Origin of the sequence: Streptomyces sp. 2131.1, from assembly GCF_900105515.1 — a bacterium.
GTDB classification, from domain to species: domain Bacteria; phylum Actinomycetota; class Actinomycetes; order Streptomycetales; family Streptomycetaceae; genus Streptomyces; species Streptomyces drozdowiczii.
In genome coordinates, this window is the sequence record NZ_FNSY01000001.1 from 54,018 (window position 1) to 71,279 (window position 17,262).

Consider the following 17,262-nt stretch of genomic DNA (forward strand, 5'->3'; position numbering starts at 1 on the left):
GCTCGTGAGCCGTAGCGTCTGCTCTGCGCTGGGCATATGCGTACGCCTTCGCGCCGGACGCGTCGTGCTGGGCTCCGCTGTCGTCGAACCTGAGGCCCTTCGCCTCGGGATGAGCAGAACGCGACGAGGCTGCAGATGACGAGAAGCGTGGGCTATCCGAGCCAGGTGATGGCGAGGACGGAAAGGCGGCGCAGGGGCTGGTTCACCCAGTAGGTGAGGGAGAGCTGGCCGACGGAGCGTGCCGGACGTCTTCGCCCTCGGGGTCGTCGGTGTTCCATTGCTGGAATCCCCACGGATCATCGGTGGGGGCGTCCAAGATGTCCCACACCGTGTCTTGGACGTGTTCGGGCAGGGTGTCGAGGACTTTCGCGGCCGGGGTGGAGATGCGGACTGCGTACGGCTGTTCGGTCACCGGCGCCGCCGGCGAAGGTCCGCCATGTCGATGAAGTCGCTGTCGTCGCAGCCTCCATCGATGAACGCGTCGACGGCCGGGGCGGAGGCGAGGCGGCCCTGCCAGTCCTGGATGACCTCGTACAGCCCGGCGAGGGAGAACGTGCGCCGCGATTCCTCCAGAGCGGAGGCCCACTCCCGCTCGAAGGCGGGCACCCACTGCGCGGCGCGCCTGTCGGCGCGCAGCTGTGCGAGGAGTTCGGCCGGCGCCCCGGGCGCGGGGGCGTACGGCGGGAGGGGTGCGTGGTCGGGTTGGGCGCTCATCGTGGCCTCCTGATAGGGCATCGTGTTTCACGGTACGCGGGCCGGATCACCGTAGGTGCGCTCATGAACAGATCTTTCCTGCAACGTGAAGGGTGCTCGGGCGGCCGGATCACAGCATCGGTGACTGATTCCCAATGACCGTTGTCAAGCATCGGAGGTGCCTACTGGGTCCTGCCGATCGCACGCCGGAACCTTGCCCATAGAGAGGTCGGCAAGGTGACGTCAGTGGCTTCATCCAGAGAGCCGGCATCGTGCGCCGTGGCGGTCCGCTCTGCTGGGTCCTCGTGAGCGTCTCCGCGGAATGCGACGGCATCCTCCCCGATCCCGACCACCTCAAGGAGGGTGTCCAGGGCCTTGTCGGCTTGCTCATGCGACTCGGTCAGCCAGACATACGAAACGCCCACCGGATTGCCGTCGTGCTTGCTGATTGCGAAGCTAAATCCCTTCAGCCGGAACAGTACGACGTCGAGCTCGTCAAGCCCGTCCCACGACCGTTCCACGTGCAGACGTAGCCGCTGGGCCACGGGCTGAACCGGCAGCGCCAGCACTCCGATCATCTGGAATAGCGGGGCGTGGTGTTCCCAGACGCTGTACTGGTAGGCGGGGTTCTTGCCGGTGTAGTAGGGCGGTTGTGTAGCCGGTTGCCAGTCGGGCTCAGGCCCCGGGACCTCGATCTCTGTCACAGCAGCTCCTCCCCACGGCCCTCCAGCCAACTGATGATCAACCTACCTTCACCGGGTCGGACAGCGATGTGCGACGCCGGTCAGGGCCGGTTGCGGTGGCTGGGCTGTCCAGTGGCGTTGGTCGCGGATGAGGGCCCACAGAACGTCGAGGCGGCGGCGAGCTAGGGCGAGAATCGCCTGCTTGTGACTCTTGCCTTCGCCTCTCTTCCGGTCGTAGAAGGTCTTCGAAGTGGGGGCAGAACCGGGCGGCGATCTGAGCAGAGAGATAGAAGACGCGCAGGAGTCGGCGGTGGTAGCGGTGTGGCCGGCGCATATTGCCACTGATACGACCGGAGTCCCGTGGGTCTGGAGCGAGTCCAGCAACACCAGCGAGCGTGCTTTCGAGCCGGGGCGAACACTCAGCAGTCAACTCGACGCCCGTTACAGCGGCGTTCACTCGGCCAACTGAACTGCTCAGTGGCCAACTGAAGCGCTCAGTCACTGTGACTGAGTGCCTCAGTTGGCGAGTTGAGCGAGTCGGGTCCTCACTACGGTGCGAGTCGCCACTTGGAGTGCTCGGCCTGGGCTACTGCATGATCGTGCGTGGCAGGTGCGAGGGCGTGCTGACGCAGCTGTAGACCTGCAAGGTGTAGCCCCGCCCGATGGTCATCATGGTGGGATTGCACAGGCTCCGGTAGGGAGCGCCAACGAGCTTCGAGGCCGTCTCGGCCGGCCGCCAGCTGCCGCTGTTGCCGTCCCACTCAGTGCTGTCGATTATGAGCAGCGCCTCCAGGGGCCCGCCGCACTCGCCGCATTGCCGTTCCTCGTCCTCGTCGGAGTCGGCTGGGTCGCGGAAGGTGAAAGGAGCTGGCCACCCGCCAGCCTTCCAGCCGGGAGCGACGGACAGATCGCTCTGATAGCTCACCGACTCCTGTTCGCACCAGTCGTACACGCGCTCTTCCAGGGCCTGGTCCAGCAGATGGCCAGGCGGGAATTCCTGCACTGATTCAGGCTGGAGCAGGCATGGCTCCGGTACGTGGTCGTCGCACTCGACATATGCGGGCTCGGGAGGAGTGCGTAGGACCTCCTGAACGTCCAAGGCCCGACGCCATCGCAGTTGCACGTTGGCCGAGCACCCTTCGATGCCAAACCCGGGCGCCCACAGCACCTGCAGCAGATCCGCGCCCTCCGGGAAGGTCAGCGCGGGCACATCGCGCGCGTAGAGCTGCACGAGCGGGATCAGCGGCTGCGGGCCCGAGGACAGCAACGCCGGGTCATGCCCCGCACGCAACCGATTCACCGTCTCGCTCTCCTGCGCGGACAACAGGTTCTCCCGCGGGCCGCGCGGTCTCGCCCACGCTTGGGTCAGCACGGCCCGCACCTGGTGGACGTCTGCCAGCGTCTGCAGGGGCTTAACCGGCGGGTACCCCGACTCGCCCTCTGGCCAGGGTTCGTCAGCCGGCCACAGCAGGGGCCCGCCCACCGAACTGTCGTGGACGGTCGGCATTCCAGGCGTCGGGTGCAGACGGGTGGTCATCCTGGTCAGACCGGCCAGCTCCGGAAACACTGCAGTGATGTCCAGCGGTCGCGGTGGTGTCGTGCGCGTCATGTCCTCTTCCTCCCGCCGATGGGGGCAACGCCGCATCCAAGCACGGCGCGCCGACAGCCCTGGCGGCGCGGTCGTTCCTGACGTATGCCGACGTCGGGTCATCCCTGGAGCGATCAGCTCCGAGCGGAAGCGCTGCTGCATCGTGTGAACATCCCGCCATGGCTCTATCGAGCAGTAGTGGGTTCTGGCACAGATCTTGGGGAACCATCGCGGAGCGTGACCTCGGTGTTCGATTGCGAGTGACTGACTCGTGCGAGACGGCGCACGCCTTGGCGTCTGAAGGCCGGAAGTGACGCTCCCTCAGGTGCATGCCGCTCGCTGCTTTGGCTGGCTGTGACCAGTGATGGTGCTAGTCATGCAGACCGGTGCACCGTTCTGGGATTCGTTGGTGTTCGACTGGATCGACGATGTGGAGGTCGAAGCGGTTGCGGTCGCGTTCGGCACGGTCGAGGTGGTAGCAAGAGGCCGCATGGCGGGGGCGGCGTGTCCAAACTGCGGCCGCTTCGCGGACCGGGTCCACGACCGTTACCAGCGCAGGCTGAAGGACCTTCCGCTCGCTGAGCAGGGCTTTGTGATCCGGCTGATGGTCCGGCGATTCATCTGCGGGTCGGCGGACTGTCCGCGCCGAACGTTCGCCGAGCCGTTCTCCCGGCTGGCCGCGCCGTACGCACGGTTCACCACGCGGCTGAACCGCGCCCTGGAGCGGGTGGGGCTCGCCTTGGCGGGACGAGCCGGCGCTCGACTGGCGGCCCAGCTCGGCTTCGGTGCGGGACGGATGACCTTGTTACGCAGGGTCATGGCGTTGCCCGATCCGCGATTCAGTACTCCACGCGTGCTGGGCGTGGACGACTTTGCGATCCGTCGCGGCCAGACCTACTCCACCGTCTTCACTAGCGTCGAAGACCATCGCGTGGTCGACGTGCTCCCGACCCGTGAGCCGGGCCGCTGGCAGCTTGGCTGGACCGCCACCCCGGCGTGGAGATCATCTGCCGGGACCGGGCGGGTGCCTACGCCGAGGGCGCGCGGCGCGGTGCACCCGACGCTTTGCAGGTCGCCGACCGGTTCCATCTGTGGCAGGGCCTCGGCCGCGCCGTGGAGACCTGCGTCGCTGCCCACCGCGACTGTCTGCGCACGCCGTCGCCCAGCGGCACGCTGACGGAGGCCACCCGACCGACTTCAGGGGGATCGCAAGACGACGCGGAGCCCGTCGGCCGGCGGGCCGCGCGAAACAAGGCCGCACACGCCCTGGTCCACGAAATGCTCGCCCAGGAGCACTCGCGCCGGGCGATCGCCCGGCACTTGGGCTGGGGCCTCAACACCGTCCTCCGGTACGCGAACGCCTCACGCTGGCAGGACACTATCCGTGAGAACCGGCCCCGGCCCAGCAGACTCGATCCCTACAAGCCCTACCTCGAATGACGATTCACCGCGGGATGCACCAGCGTCACCCAACTCCACGGCGAACTGGTCGCCGAGCAGGCTCCCGTCACCTACGGCATGGTCCGAGCCCACATCGCCACCTTGCGCAGGGACCCGTCCGCCGCACCGCCACGGCCACGGCCAGCGACCGTACGGCAGGTGACCGGCTGGCTCACCCGCCACCCCGCAACCCTGAGTGAGGAGGACCGCATCGGCCTCAAGGACCTTTTGACCCGTTGTCCGGAACTGGACACGGCTGCCGGACATGTCCGCGACTTAGGCGAGATGCTCACCGACCGCCTCGGCACCACGCTCCCTGCCTGGATCGACGCAGTCGAAGCCAGCCGGCTGCCCGGGCTCACTGGCTTCGCGCTCCACCTGCGGCGAGACCTCGACGCCGTGATCGCCGGTCTCACCCTGGACTGGGGCTCGGGCAGCGTCGAGGGAGCCGTGAACCGCATCAAGAAGATCAAGAGACAGCTCTACGGCCGAGCCGACTTCCACCTGCTCCGGAAAATGATCCTGCTGCAGTGGCGCCTCGCAGTGGCTATTCGAGGTGCGACTCCCGATACCTTTCCTCAGGCTGTTCCTCCCAGTGAAAGCGGGTAGCCACGTCCGGCTGCTCGCGACTTGCAGGACAGGGAGAGGCGGCAGCGATGTCATGCTTTGGCATCGGGCATGCCGCTGGTGACGACGATCGCCGCCACGTCGCCGGTCTTCGTGCGTCCCAACCAGACGACGCCGCCCGACTCGGCCCCGAACGTGACCAGATCGGCTTGCTGCGACTCATCGCGTACCCGTTCGCACCCGTCGGCCAGCTGCTCAGAATCGCGCGGGGCAGGGACCCCGTCTATGAACGTGCGAAACGGTGCGGACAAGGTCGTCCACGCGCCTGCATCGGCGAAGCAGCCGACATTCGCATCGGAGAAGAAGCGGGGCTCCTCGTCCGGCTGAAGCCGGGCGATGTCGTCCTTGACACTCAGGCCCATCTCCCATCCGACGACAGGGTCGTCGCTGATGCACAGGCGCGTCGCGGCGCACTCAACACCGTCGACGTGCTCGCCCATGAACTCGTACGGGCCTGCCGTCCACGCTATCTCTACCCGGTAGACGCCCGGGGGAATGCGCACCGCCAACTCCCGCGGGGGCCTGGTCGGCAGCCCCCTCTGGTACTCCCAGACCTGGTCGTCGTGCCATGGCGCATCGACGACAAGCCGGCCGCTCGGTACGCGGATCGTCGCCAACTCCTCGATGCCCGTCACGACTACCGGCGTCATTGGATCGTCGTACACCGTCCCAAGGTGAGCACCGGGCGTGAACACCGCCTCCAAGTACCAGGTGGCCTCAGGCCCGGCTGCCAGCCGTGCGTCCCTGACCCACTCCATGTCTCACTCCCTCCTCGCCACCCGGCCGGGCGGTCAGCTGAAAGCTACGTGGGCCCGCTGACATCGGCACTTCTTGCATCGTCGCAATCCGTGATCGCTCCCCAAGATCTGTGCCAGAACCCAGTAGTGACGTCACTTGTCGACGGGTTTGGGAGGCGCTCAGAACCACGGTCGGATGATGTTGATGAGTCGGGAGGCACCGGGGTTCTTGCCAGGGCAGCATCGGGATGCTCCTGGTGAGAGGTCCTGGTCATGCCGCAAATGTCGAAGGTCGAGTTGTACGCGGCGATCCGACGTGACCACCGCGGCGGCATGTCGATGCGGGAGCTTGAGCGCAAGCACGGCGTGACCTGGAGGACGGTACGGAAGGCGTTGGACTCGTCCTGGCCGGAGCCTCGTAAGAAGCTCCCTCCACGAGCCACCATGCTGGACCGTATAAGCCGGTGATCGATGAGATCCTGCGGGCGGATCTGGACGCGCCGCGCAAGCAGCGGCACACGGTCACCCGGATCTTCCACCGGCTGGTCGAGGAGCACGGGCGGACGTCTCCTACGGGGTGGTGCGCTGCTAAGGCGCCGGCCGGAAGCCCGAGATCCTGGTCGAGTCAGGCAAAGCGCCGCTGGAGGCGTTCGTCCCGCAGACTCACCTGCCCGGCCACGAAGCGGAGGTCGACTTCGGTGACGTGACCGTGCGCCTGGCCGGCGATCTGGTCACCTGCTATCTGTTCTCCTTCCGACTGTCGTACTCGGGCAAGGCCGTCCACCGCGTGTTCGCTTCGTGCGGGCAGGAAGCCTTCTTCGAAGGCCACGTCCACGCACTGCGGACCCTGGGCGGGGTCCCGCGGACCAAGGTCCGCTATGACAACTTGAAGGCCGCCGTCGCCAGGGTGCTGGGGCAGAGTCGGGGAAGAGTCGAGGCAGACCGGTGGATCGCGTTCCGCTCGCACTTCGGCATCGAGAGCTTCTACTGCCGGCCCGGCATCGAAGGTGCCCACGAGAAGGGCGGGGTCGAAGGGATGATCGGCTACTTCCGGCGCAATCACTTCGTCCCTGTCCCCGAGGTTTCCTCGCTCGCTGAGCTGAACGGGATGGTCGAACAGTGGGACCGGCAGGACGACGCCCGCCGCATCGGGTCCAGGCCCAAGACGGTCGCGGAGTACTTCGCACTCGAACAACCGCTGCTGATGCCGCTGCCCGCGGAACCGTTCGAAACGGGCCGGCTCTTCACACCTCGGTCGACCGCCACGGACAGATCCCGGTCCGCACCAACCGATACTCGGTCCCGATCCGGCTGATCGGCAAACGCGTGCGCGTCGTGCTGCACGCCTCTCACCTGGTGGTTTACGACCAGGACGTGGAAGGTGCCCGGCACGAGCGGCTGATCGCGAAGGGCGCGGTCCGACTGGACCTGGACCACTACCTGGAAGTCCTGGTTCGCAAGCCCGGCGCCTTCCCTGGCTCAACCGCTCTCGAGCAGGCCCGTTCGGCGGGCAGGTTCACCCCGGTCCACGACGCCTGGTGGGACCAGGCCCGCAAGATTCATGGCGAGCGGGACGGCACCCGGGCCCTGATCGAGGTACTCCTGCTGGGACGTCACCTGCCCCATGAACATATCGTCGCTGGCCTGGCTGCGGCCCTACGGGCAGGGGCGATGACTGCGGACGCGGTCGCTCTGGAAGCCCGCACGGCCGCCCAGGCGGAGACCGAGCCCGCCCTCGCAGAAGAGCGGCCGGTTTCCGGCGAGCCGTCGGCGACGGTGACGTCCCTGCACGAGTGGCGTCTCGCACACCTTCCTGCGGACACCAGGCCTCTGCCCTCGGTGGCCCCCTATGACCAACTACTCCGATGCCGCCGCACCTGCGGCAGCGACCACCGAGAGGGAGAAGCACAGTGACCCTGCCCCGCCAGCGAGGCTTGACCGAACAGGCCGCCGAAGCCGCCATCGACACAGCCTGCCGAATGCTCCGGCTGCCCTCGATCCGCAACGAGTTCTCCGACATCGCCGACCGGGCGATGAAGGACCAGATGACCTACCGGGGCTTCCTTGCCGAGCTGCTGATGACCGAGTGCGACGACCGGTCCCGCCGCCGCTCGGAGCGGCGGATCAAGGCGGCCGGATTCCCGCGGGAGAAGACCCTGCGGGCCTTCGACTTCGACGCGAACCCCAACATCGACGCGGCCACCATCCACACTCTGGCCAGCTGCGAATGGATCAAGAAAAGCCAGCCGCTTTGCCTGATCGGCGATTCCGGCACCGGCAAGTCCCACATGCTCATCGCCCTGGGCACCGAGGCCGCCATCAATGGCTACCGCGTCCGCTACACGCTCGCCACGAAGCTGGCGAACGAGCTGGTCGAGGCCGCCGACGAGAAGCAGCTGAACAAGACCATCGCCCGCTACGGCCGCGTCGATCTCCTCTGTATTGATGAGCTCGGCTACATGGAACTCGACCGCCGCGGCGCCGAACTCCTCTTCCAGGTGCTGACCGAGCGCGAGGAGAAGAACAGCGTCGCCACCGCCTCGAACGAGTCCTTCGGCGGCTGGACCAAGACATTCACCGACCCCCGCCTCTGCGCAGCCATCGTCGACCGCCTCACCTTCAACGGCACCATCATCGAGACCGGCACCGACTCCTACCGCCTCGCCAGCACCCGCGCACGAGCCGAAGAGCCCGCCAAGGCCGGCTGAGCTCAGGGCGACCACACATACGGCGTCGTCGTGGTGACCGCGTGCAGTCCAAGGCGGGTGAGGATCGGGGCGCTGTCGGCTGAGGCGTCGACGTAGACGTAAGGGACATCGCGGGCAGCAGCGAGTTGAGCTCGGTGGGCGACCAAGGCCCGGTAGATGCCCTGTCCGCGCCATTCCTTGAGCGTTGATCCGCCCCAGAGACCTCCGAAGTCGACGCCGTCCTTGAACACCAGCCAGGCGGCACAAACGACTTCGTCGCGTGCCTCGGCGACGAGGACGATGGTGTTCTCCGGGGCGTTCTCGATCCGGGCGGTCAGGTCGTCGGCAAGCCAACTCCAGTCCTCGCCCCAGACAGTGCTCTCCATGGCGGCGATGCGCTGGAGGTCTGATCTGGCGGTGACACGGCGGAGAGCCACACCGTCGGGCAGGACGGGGTCGGCAGCAAGGTGTGAGGACTGCCCGATGAGCACGGTCTCGCTGTCCTCGGCGATGAATCCAGCCGCCGTGAGGCGGTCGGCGAGGTCGGCGGGGAGATCATGGGCGCGAGTCTTCCATTCGACCGCCTCACCACGGGCAGCGTAGAAGTCACGCTGCCGCGCTATGAGCGCGTCGAGTTCTGCCCCGTACACACCGAGGTCTCGTGGGCCCGTGACGAAGCCACGGTGCCACCCGACGACACGGGTCAACGGGCCGTCCATCTCGACGCGAGCGCTGCCGCCAGGCGGGGTGACACCACGGAGTTGGGCGTCATACGCGGTGCGGAGTTCGTTGATCAGAGTGTCCTTCACTCGAACACCCTACGGACCGGGTCAAGTGAATAATCGCCGGTCGCCACCGGAGATCAGAACAGGTACTGACATCTGCCGCTACCTGCCGCGACGGCCAGCCGCCCTTCGAGCGGTCGGCCGTCGACACGTTCGCATCCACGCAGCGCCGTCATTTCTCATCCACATTCCAAAGCCGGTTGATCATCGACCGCCTTCCGAAACCGTCGACGAACGCTGTCCTTGGAGATCAACGAAGCCAGTGAAAGTTCTGGAAGGGCTTCGGGCGCACGATGAGCGTGCTATCGAGTTTCTTGCCATTCCGCAGGAGCAGCGGAAGGCGGTTGTTGATCCGTCGCCTCCGATCGGTCCTGAGTCGGAGGAGGGTCAGGAGGACATGCGGCCGCTGTTGCGGTTCGCGGCTCCCAGGGATCCGGTGATGATCGCGAAGTGGGAGCGGTTCAACGTCATCAGCACCGAGCGACAGGACTGGCAGCGCGGCTATGAGGCCGCCCGCCGCTACTGCGAGCGAGAGGGCGACCTGGAGGTGCCCTACGAGCACACCGAGGGCGCCTACCCGCTCGGGAGGTGGCTGTCCGACCAGCGGCGCTCGTTCCGGGCCGGGACCATGAACGGCGAACGCGCCGACGAACTCGAAGAGCTCGGCATGGTGTGGGACACCGCCGACGCCGCCTTCCTTCAGCACTCCCAGGACCCGCAGCACGTCCGCCCGTGCCGTGTTCATCGAGCCGGCCGCGTTCGACTTCCGCCTCCCCGCCGTCATCAGCTCGCCGCCTTCGCCGAGCGTCGCTCTGCCACTCGGCCGCCGGCTGGGCTTCGCCGGGCGTCCGGGGCCGGCACCCGATGCTCTCCTCCACTACAAGGAGGGGAGAAGAAGGGGTATGACAACGCTCCGTTCCGCCCTGACCAGCCACTTTGCCCGGTTCCGGCGACCGGGCACCAAAGGGGGATCCCAAGGGGCATCCGCAGGGGCCGCCGCAGGACGCTGCCGGGCCCGGGCCGCCGGGGCGCCAGGCGGCCGGCTCGTATGGCGCGCACGGTACGGCGGGCGGGTGGGGCTGGTCATCGTGCTCATCGAGGGCTCCTTCGCTGCGCCGGGACAGAACACGGGCAGCATGCGAAGGCACCCCTTGTCCACGGGCTAACGGTGCTCGGCAACCACCCCTGTCCAGGGGAAACAGGACCACCCCGGACCGGCCCTACAGGGCGTGGGTCACTGTTTGGGTCACTGCCCGCAGCAAATGGGCCAGCGCTCCCGGGCCCCCTTGTCCGCTGACCCAGCACCTGGTGTCAGGGGTGCAGGCGGCAGGTCCGCCAGCACCGGCCGGTCCGGCTGATGAACCCGGGCTCCTCCCGGCGCCCGAGCTGGTAGGCGCCCGAGCTCGTACTCGACGGACCGACCCGGGCACCGATCTCCCGGAGCGAAGGCCCCTCGCCGTGTTCGGCGATCCACTCCCGCACCCCCCGAAGGACCGCCTCCTGCCGCGCCGACAACCCGGCAGCCTGGCGGCTCACGCCGACTGCTCCCCGCGTGGTTGTGCAGCCGCGCGGGCCTGGCGGCGCAGCTCGACCCGGTCCGCCGGAACATCGCCGGGGGTGGTCGACCAGAACGGGTGGGTGTGCAGGAGGACCGACAGCCGCAGCAACCGCCGGCGCAGCCCGGTGGAGTGGCGGGGGTTCGGCACGGCAAGGGCGTCGTAGGTGGCGTTCCATGCCTGCTGCGCACGGAGGAGGCCATCAGGGAAACGGAGGGAGTCCATCCACCGACTAGAGCACCTGTTCGAATAACGGTGCACGCAGGTCCCCGTCCGTGGGCATGTAAGCGCACGGCTGTCCTGTGTCAACTAAGGTTGATCAGTGTCATCGAAGTCTGAGTGACTCCGGCCGCTCCTCAGCTGCTGGTCATTGAGCTGCTCCTGCGCGATACCGTCGAAGGCTGACGTACCGGTGGCCGCCGGCCGTGATGGCTGGGCGTCGGCGGGGAAAGAAAGGGTGTATCCGAAGGAGGCTGTGGTGGAGTGTGATCGGTTCGGGCTTGCTGAGGTGCTGGCAACGGCGGAGGATGCCGCGCCGGTGCATTCTCTCGATGTCGTGGCGGACAATCTGCGCGAGCGGTTCGGGGCTCGGTACGTGTCGTTCCTGTTCGTGGACGTCGTCGGTCGGCGTCTGCTGCGGGTCCATGAGGAAAGGGCGACGTCGCGGGAGCGCGGCGGCGATCAGGTCTCCTTGCCGGGCAGTGTCTATGACGAGGTCTTGCGCACCCAGAAGCTGGTGCAGCTGACGGAGGGGGCACAGGGGTACGGGGTGTTCGCTCCGGTCACCAACCGCGGCGACGCCATCGGGGTTCTGGAGCTTCATCTCGCCCATGTGACGCCGGATGTGCTGGAGCAAGTCGAGGAGGCGGCGCACGCGCTGGCGTACATCATCGTCACCGACCGCCGCTTCACCGACCTCTATTACTGGGGCAACCGCACCACGACGGTAAGCCTGGCTGCGGAGATTCAGCGCCAGCTTCTGCCCTCTGCTCCCTCCTGCGACGCGGCCGAGTTCACCCTGGCCAGCGCCCTCGTCCCGGCCTCCGACATCGCCGGTGACACCTACGACTACAGCCTCGACAAGGACACCCTGCATCTATCGATCACCGACGCCATGGGCCATGACGTCGACGCCTCCCTCATCGCCACTCTCCTGGTCAACGCCTCTCGCAGCGCCCGCCGCGCCGGCGCGGACCTCGCCGAGCAGGCCCGCCAGACCCACCAGGCCATGATCGACCACGGTCGCCGCACATTCGCCACCGGCCAGCTCCTGCGCATCGCCTTGGACGGTTCCGGCGCCCAGCTCGTCAACGCAGGCCACCCCTGGCCGCTACGGCTGCGCGACGGCATCCTCGAGGAGATCAGACTGCACGTCAACCTCCCCTTCGGCGTCCCCGCACAAAGCGTCTACCAGGTACAAGACCTCGACCTGCGTGCCGGTGACCGCCTCGTGCTCTACACAGACGGCATGCAGGAACGCCAGGCAGAAGCAGTCGACCTGCCCGGCCTCATCCGTGACACCGCCACCGAGCACCCCCGCGAGGCCGTACGCGCCATGGTCGACGCGGTCACCGAAGCGTGCAAAGGCGATGTGAGAGACGACGCCACCATCCTGTGCCTGGACTGGCACGGCCCCGGCCCCGGCCCCGAAGGTGCATCGTGAACGCAGACGCCCGAACCGACCACGTACCTCAGTAACTCAACCTTCGATGCCACCCTACGTTGTCTCACGGGACAGGGGGTGAGCCCGTCGTATGGTTCTTCCACCCGAGGCGTCGGGTGTGGCTCTCGCGGTTCTGCCGCTTATGGCTTCCATCGATTGGCCGCCCGACGCCCCACGACGACTCGGCTGCCACCCCGACGGCTCCTCCTGCTCCTGGTCCTCGTCGAGCGCGGCAGCCATCTTGCACGGGCCGCGCGAACGCGGGCGAGTACGTCGTCAGGGGAGAGGCGTTCTCCCGAACCGTACATGTGACTCCTCCTGGGCTCCGGCCCGGCGCGTACGGGGGTACCGGGCTACTGAGTCTGCGGCGGAACCGGCGCCGGGCCGGCTGTGCACGGAAGCCGTGGGCGGCGGCGCGTCCTCGCCGGCTCGTCTGGAGCATGGCGGCCAGTTCCGCCGCGGCGGCTTCGACGGTCCGGCGGGTCTGCTCCAACGAGTCGATGTCGATGCTGGACGCGGGCTCCAGGGACAGGGAGCGGCCAGCCTTCGCACAGGTGCGCAACGGCCGCTGGTGCGACCTCGATGCGGCGGATACGACGACCGAGCCCGGCCGGGCTCGGGAGCCCAGGCGCTCCGCACGCCGCCCCGCGGCAACCCGGGCCGCCAGTGCGCTGGCGGCGAGGCGGGCCCGGCGCGTACGGGGACGCGGCACGGCAGCGGGCGCAGCACGGCCTGGTCCTCGGTGTCGTCGTTCGGGTAGAGGGCGGACAGGTCGGCGGTCATCGTCCGCCGGTTCGCCGGGCGGGTGTGGTCGTCGACGGCCGTCTGCACGATTTGTTCGTCCAGGCCGGACTGATGGAGGCGTCCGCGCAGGGTGTAGGGCGAGGTGGCGGCAGGCTTCGGCCGGCAGGTGGTGGTGGTGGGGCGAAGGCGCCGCCCATCACGTGGACCACGGCGGCCGGGACGACGTCGACCACCGGCCTCACCCGGGCCCGCACCCCGGCGGCCGCCGCCCGCGCCCGCGCGGCGAGCTGGGCGACGATGCCGACGCCGAACGCCCGGACAGCCGCAACCCTGTCTTTGGCTTCCGCTGCCGGGTCAGGCTGGCGCTGGGAGAAATGATGCGAACGCTTGTTGCTCGTCGAAGTGTTGCCGGGTCTTCAAGCAGTGGTGGAGCTGGCCGAGGAAGCGGTTCAGCAAGTGCCGTTGTGCGGCGGCGTGCCAGTCGCCATGCTCGCGTCGGCGCCGGTAGTGTGCGTTCGCTCCCGGTGAGGCGGTAAGGGCGGCGAAGGCCCAAAGGAAGCCGACGTTGATGAGGCGGTTGTTCTTGACGAAGCGGCGGCCGACGAAGCGCTTCTTCCCGGAGGCCCGGGTAATAGGCGCGGATCCGGCATACGACTTCAGAGCCCGGGCGTCGGTGAATCGTTCCGGGTCATCGCCCAGCTCGGCGAACACGCGGGCGCCGGGCATCGGGCCCAGGCCGGGGAAGCTGAGGAGGATCTCGCTGTCGGCGTGCTGGTGAAAGGCGGCTGTGGCCGCCTCGGCGAGATTCTCCGCGGCCTCGCAGGTGGCGTCCAGCTGCTTGAGCAGGGCCAGGAGCTGGTGGCCGAAGGCGTCCTCGACGCCGGGCAGCTGGTGGGCGTATTCCGCGCGGAAGACGTCCCGCAGCCGCGGAGGCGGCCACTGCGTTTGAGAGTAGCCCGCAACTGGGCGAGGGCGAGCTTCGCGGCCTTGACCGGGGTCGGGGCCAAGGTGAGGACGACACGGGCGTCAGCCCTGGTCAGGCCGCCTTGCTTGCCCTGGAAGGCCAGCAGGGCGGCAGGGTAGTACTCGCGCAGGAGCGAGCGGACCTGGTTGGCGACCTGCTGCCGGGTCCGGACGGCGTCCTGCTGTGCTCGGGCCAGGACCGTGATGGCTTGGGCGAGTTCGGAGTCGGCCGGCCGGGGCCGGTGAGCGTGCATGTCGGTGCGCAGGATGTTCGCCAAGACCAGGGCGTTGCCCGGGTCGCGGTTCTTGCGGCTGACGCCGTGGCGGTCGCGGTAGCGAGCGGGTTGATCGCGAACACCCGTCGGCTGCCGGTGCGCAGGCTCGCGACCAGGAGGCCGTGGCTGGTCTCGATGGCCACCGGTATCGGATCTCCTGGGCTGTCACCGTGCTCGGCCAGGAGGGCCAAGAGTTGGTGGTATCCGGCCGCGTCGTCGATGATTCGGGCTTTGGCGAGCAAGGTGCCGGCTTCGTCGACGAGGGCAATGTCGTGGTGGCGCTCCGCCCAGTCGATGCCGCAGAACACAGTCAAGCGATCCTCCCAGATCCGTCCGTTTATGCAGGTCACGAGCACATGCGGGTCACGCGGCGCCCTAATCCAAGGACTCGTTGGTCCGCCATCTCAGTAGCCGTTCGCGACACCAGCGCACCCCAGGGGCTCGATCTTCCTGCAGAGCTCGCGGGCTCGCGGATGAACAAGAGGTCGACTCTGGAGCGGGCTCGCGCCGTGACAATCAACGTCCGAGCAGCCCCCGGGAGTTTCGCGGTGATCACGGAGGCGCCGGGCTGCACCGCTCTTGACAGAGGCCTCAAGGGCCCGGGGAAACGGAGGCATCAGCCCGGCGCCCGCGTCATCACCGCGGACCCCGCAACGGACAGCAATGCCGCTCTTTGAGGAGGCCTTGATGACCAGGGGGGATCCAGGCATTCGCTGTCCTGCGCGAGCAGCTGTCCGGGTTGTTGCATGGTCCCGGCCGTCTGCCTACTCACTGGATTAGGAGGGCTCACACCGGACCTTCGCCGGTCGACCGGGCTCAGCCCGCCAGCAAGCACCACTTGATGCCGACCCGCATGGCAGTCCGCTGGTCGTCTCGCTGACCAGCGGAAATCGGCACGATGTCACGCAGCTGATGCCCCTGCTGGACGCGGTACCCCGCATTCGGGGCGTTCGCGGCCGGCCACGTCACCGACCAGGCCGGCTGTTCGCCGACCGCGGCAATGACTGCGACGAGAACCGTCGGCTTCTCCGGGCCCGCAGCATCACACCGAAGTTCGCCCGAAATGGCACCACACCGGTTGCCGGCCGAGTCGGGCACCGCCAGCACATTCCGTTGACGGCCAGGGCGCTCAGCGGCGGCGGTTCCGCCACAGCCATCCGGTGCCGGCCAGCGTCAGAAGGAAAACCACGGTGATGAGCGTCCAGCGCACCACGGGTTCCGCAGAACTGCCGTGGTGGGGAACCGGGGAGACGTACCACACGATTTTCGCGAGGACCGGGACGATGACGGTCAGGGTCAGTCCGGTCCATTTCTGGGCCACCGTCCAGTAGCGGGCCCGGCACACGATAACGACCGCGGCGATCATGGCGGCGATGCTGAGCAAGGAGAGGACGATGTTTTCGAGGTACGGCAGCACCTCGCTCGCCACCAGAAGGGCAAGCGGCAGCCATACCCGGGAGCGGCGACGGCCGGGGGCCGTGGCCGGTGCGGCCGGGATCCCGCCGAGTTCCTGGCGGGCGGTCTCGGCTATCGCGCGCGGATCGCCCATCTCGCGCAGGATTTCGTGCACGCTGCCGGGCCGTTCGGCGAGCGCGACCGCGATGTGTTCACCGAGGTCGGCGATGAGCTCCTGACGGGCAGCGGCCGGCAGCATCGACGTCTCGCGTTCGACTGCCGCCAAGTACTCGCGCGTCAGCGTTTCATCGGTCTTCGTCTTCAATGTGGCGCCATCCCGGGCCCCTTGCCCGGGATGACGAGGCCGTCGACTGCGTTCCGGAACCCCGGCCAGACGGCGGCGAACCGCGCGAGGGCGGCATGACCCGCCTCCGAGAGCTCGTAGTAGCGCCGCGGTGGCCCGGCCGCCGACTCGCGCCAGGTGGTGACGACGAGTTCCTCCCGCCGCAGCCGCGACAGCAGCGGATAGACCGTGCCCTGGCCCGTCGCCAGCGCACCCTTCTCCTCCAGTTCGTGCAGCAGCTGGACCCCGTACTTCGCCTCGTCCCGCATGAGCGCGAGCACGCAGTACTCCAGGACGCCCTTGAGCAACTGGCTCTCGATCCTGCCCGGGGTCCGGCCGCTCGGCTTTTTACTTGCCTTGCCGGGTTCCATGCAATGCATGACACCAGGATCCGGGTCGCTTCCACACTGCACGCGCCCGAGGAGGACTCCCCCGTGACCTTGACTGCCGTCCGTCGACCCACGACAGGTATAGGCGTACGGTCCGAGCACTCCTTGGAACTCGCGCCTTTGAACAGCTCGTGGTTGCCCTAACGAGCTCGTGCATGGTTGGCGGTAGCGCGTCGAGACCTTGATCGTTGATCATGATCCCTGTGGTGGGAACCGGACGCATACGGCAATCATCCGTAGCCAGCGGATCACCGGGCTGACGCCCGACGTGATCGCAGAACTCGTTGCTGAACTCGGCCCGTTGTGGCATGAGCGACACCAGGCCGTGCCGACGTCACGACCCCGCCGCCGGGCCGTCGGTGCCGGGGCCAAGCACAAGCTCGTCTCCGTCGACCGACTGTTGGCCACGCTGGCACACCTCCGTCATGGCGCCACGCACGACATGCTGGCCTGCTGGCTCGGTGGCGATCGCTCCACCATTGCGCGTGCTTCCGGAGTTTTCCCTGCTCCGGGACGGATAGGGGATGGCCCGCGCGTAGAGGCTGGCTGCTGGACCTCACCAGGTCTCAGGTCTCGACCGTGGGGCACCGGGGGAGGGGTAGTCGTGGGGGCTACCGAGTGCTGGGGCGACTCCCGAGCCGTTGTCATGGAGGCGGCCGGTCCCGCCCAGTAGCTTTGCCGGCGTCCGGTGTGG

The 17,262-nt window shown here is 67.9% G+C and carries 16 protein-coding genes and 5 pseudogenes; 9 read left to right on the forward strand and 12 right to left on the reverse strand.

The features are described from left to right. Positions 1-408: 408 nt before the first annotated feature. The 4 genes and pseudogenes from BLW14_RS00320 to BLW14_RS00335 form a co-directional block, all read right to left on the reverse strand. Positions 409-714, reverse strand: a complete 306-nt coding sequence (locus tag BLW14_RS00320; RefSeq protein WP_093703177.1) for a DUF6247 family protein — start codon at positions 712-714, stop codon at positions 409-411. 161 nt (positions 715-875) lie between these two features. Then, the gene (locus BLW14_RS00325; protein ID WP_093703179.1) at positions 876-1,397 is read right to left on the reverse strand and encodes a hypothetical protein; all 522 of its coding nucleotides are present in this window, start codon (positions 1,395-1,397) and stop codon (positions 876-878) included. 48 nt (positions 1,398-1,445) lie between these two features. Continuing rightward, positions 1,446-1,824: pseudogene (locus tag BLW14_RS00330) on the reverse strand (transposase); the annotation flags it as partial. A 138-nt stretch (positions 1,825-1,962) separates the two neighbouring features. Continuing rightward, complete coding sequence (locus BLW14_RS00335) at positions 1,963-2,985, reverse strand: hypothetical protein (protein ID WP_093703181.1); 1,023 nt, start codon at positions 2,983-2,985, stop codon at positions 1,963-1,965. A 469-nt stretch (positions 2,986-3,454) separates the two neighbouring features. On the opposite strand from BLW14_RS00335, the pseudogene BLW14_RS35655 reads away from it, so the two are divergent. The 3 genes and pseudogenes from BLW14_RS35655 to BLW14_RS34870 form a co-directional block, all read left to right on the forward strand. Further along, positions 3,455-3,577: pseudogene (locus tag BLW14_RS35655) on the forward strand (transposase family protein); the annotation flags it as partial. Positions 3,578-3,960: 383 nt separating this feature from the next. Then, a complete protein-coding gene (locus BLW14_RS34865; protein WP_256332608.1) occupies positions 3,961-4,404 on the forward strand; it encodes a transposase in 444 nt (147 codons plus the stop codon). A 78-nt stretch (positions 4,405-4,482) separates the two neighbouring features. Next, a complete protein-coding gene (locus BLW14_RS34870; RefSeq protein WP_371128034.1) occupies positions 4,483-5,013 on the forward strand; it encodes a transposase in 531 nt (176 codons plus the stop codon). Between the two features lie 50 nt (positions 5,014-5,063). Here BLW14_RS34870 and BLW14_RS00345 read toward each other — a convergent pair whose 3' ends face one another. Then, positions 5,064-5,789: a DUF4241 domain-containing protein gene (locus BLW14_RS00345; RefSeq protein WP_093703183.1), complete on the reverse strand. Its 726-nt coding sequence runs from the start codon at positions 5,787-5,789 to the stop codon at positions 5,064-5,066. A gap of 252 nt (positions 5,790-6,041) precedes the next feature. Here BLW14_RS00345 and istA point away from each other — a divergent pair. Together istA and istB are read left to right on the forward strand one after the other, a co-directional pair. Further along, a pseudogene (gene istA / locus BLW14_RS00350) lies at positions 6,042-7,682 on the forward strand (IS21 family transposase). Next, positions 7,679-8,476, forward strand: a complete 798-nt coding sequence (istB, locus tag BLW14_RS00355) for an IS21-like element helper ATPase IstB (protein ID WP_093703185.1) — start codon at positions 7,679-7,681, stop codon at positions 8,474-8,476. The pseudogene istA and the gene istB overlap by 4 nt, the downstream one beginning before the upstream one ends. A 2-nt stretch (positions 8,477-8,478) precedes the next feature. Here istB and BLW14_RS00360 read toward each other — a convergent pair whose 3' ends face one another. Further along, positions 8,479-9,264, reverse strand: a complete 786-nt coding sequence (locus BLW14_RS00360) for a GNAT family N-acetyltransferase (protein ID WP_093703187.1) — start codon at positions 9,262-9,264, stop codon at positions 8,479-8,481. Between the two features lie 415 nt (positions 9,265-9,679). On the opposite strand from BLW14_RS00360, the gene BLW14_RS35660 reads away from it, so the two are divergent. Then, complete coding sequence (locus BLW14_RS35660) at positions 9,680-10,537, forward strand: helicase associated domain-containing protein (RefSeq protein ID WP_371128109.1); 858 nt, start codon at positions 9,680-9,682, stop codon at positions 10,535-10,537. Positions 10,538-10,551: 14 nt separating this feature from the next. On the opposite strand, the gene BLW14_RS00370 is transcribed toward BLW14_RS35660, so the two are convergent. After that, complete coding sequence (locus BLW14_RS00370; protein WP_093703189.1) at positions 10,552-10,776, reverse strand: LexA family protein; 225 nt, start codon at positions 10,774-10,776, stop codon at positions 10,552-10,554. After that, positions 10,773-11,021, reverse strand: a complete 249-nt coding sequence (locus BLW14_RS00375; RefSeq protein ID WP_093703191.1) for a hypothetical protein — start codon at positions 11,019-11,021, stop codon at positions 10,773-10,775. The genes BLW14_RS00370 and BLW14_RS00375 overlap by 4 nt, the downstream gene beginning before the upstream one ends. 253 nt (positions 11,022-11,274) lie before the next feature. Between BLW14_RS00375 and BLW14_RS00380 the strand changes: the two genes are divergently transcribed. Then, positions 11,275-12,459: a PP2C family protein-serine/threonine phosphatase gene (locus tag BLW14_RS00380; RefSeq protein ID WP_093703193.1), complete on the forward strand. Its 1,185-nt coding sequence runs from the start codon at positions 11,275-11,277 to the stop codon at positions 12,457-12,459. A gap of 1,098 nt (positions 12,460-13,557) precedes the next feature. On the opposite strand, the gene BLW14_RS35665 is transcribed toward BLW14_RS00380, so the two are convergent. Next, on the reverse strand, positions 13,558-13,929 hold the full coding sequence (locus tag BLW14_RS35665; RefSeq protein WP_371128035.1) for a transposase: 372 nt from the start codon (positions 13,927-13,929) through the stop codon (positions 13,558-13,560). Beyond that, a pseudogene (locus BLW14_RS00385) lies at positions 13,860-14,797 on the reverse strand (IS110 family transposase). The gene BLW14_RS35665 and the pseudogene BLW14_RS00385 overlap by 70 nt, the downstream one beginning before the upstream one ends. A 437-nt stretch (positions 14,798-15,234) precedes the next feature. Between BLW14_RS00385 and BLW14_RS00390 the strand changes: the two are divergent. Next, a pseudogene (locus tag BLW14_RS00390) lies at positions 15,235-15,509 on the forward strand (transposase); the annotation flags it as partial. 61 nt (positions 15,510-15,570) lie between these two features. Here BLW14_RS00390 and BLW14_RS00395 read toward each other — a convergent pair. Together BLW14_RS00395 and BLW14_RS00400 are read right to left on the reverse strand one after the other, a co-directional pair. Continuing rightward, on the reverse strand, positions 15,571-16,161 hold the full coding sequence (locus BLW14_RS00395) for a DUF1700 domain-containing protein (protein WP_256332610.1): 591 nt from the start codon (positions 16,159-16,161) through the stop codon (positions 15,571-15,573). Further along, positions 16,158-16,550, reverse strand: a complete 393-nt coding sequence (locus BLW14_RS00400) for a PadR family transcriptional regulator (protein ID WP_093703195.1) — start codon at positions 16,548-16,550, stop codon at positions 16,158-16,160. The genes BLW14_RS00395 and BLW14_RS00400 overlap by 4 nt, the downstream gene beginning before the upstream one ends. A 343-nt stretch (positions 16,551-16,893) precedes the next feature. Between BLW14_RS00400 and BLW14_RS34875 the strand changes: the two genes are divergently transcribed. After that, on the forward strand, positions 16,894-17,241 hold the full coding sequence (locus tag BLW14_RS34875; protein WP_256332971.1) for a helix-turn-helix domain-containing protein: 348 nt from the start codon (positions 16,894-16,896) through the stop codon (positions 17,239-17,241). Positions 17,242-17,262 lie beyond the last annotated feature (21 nt).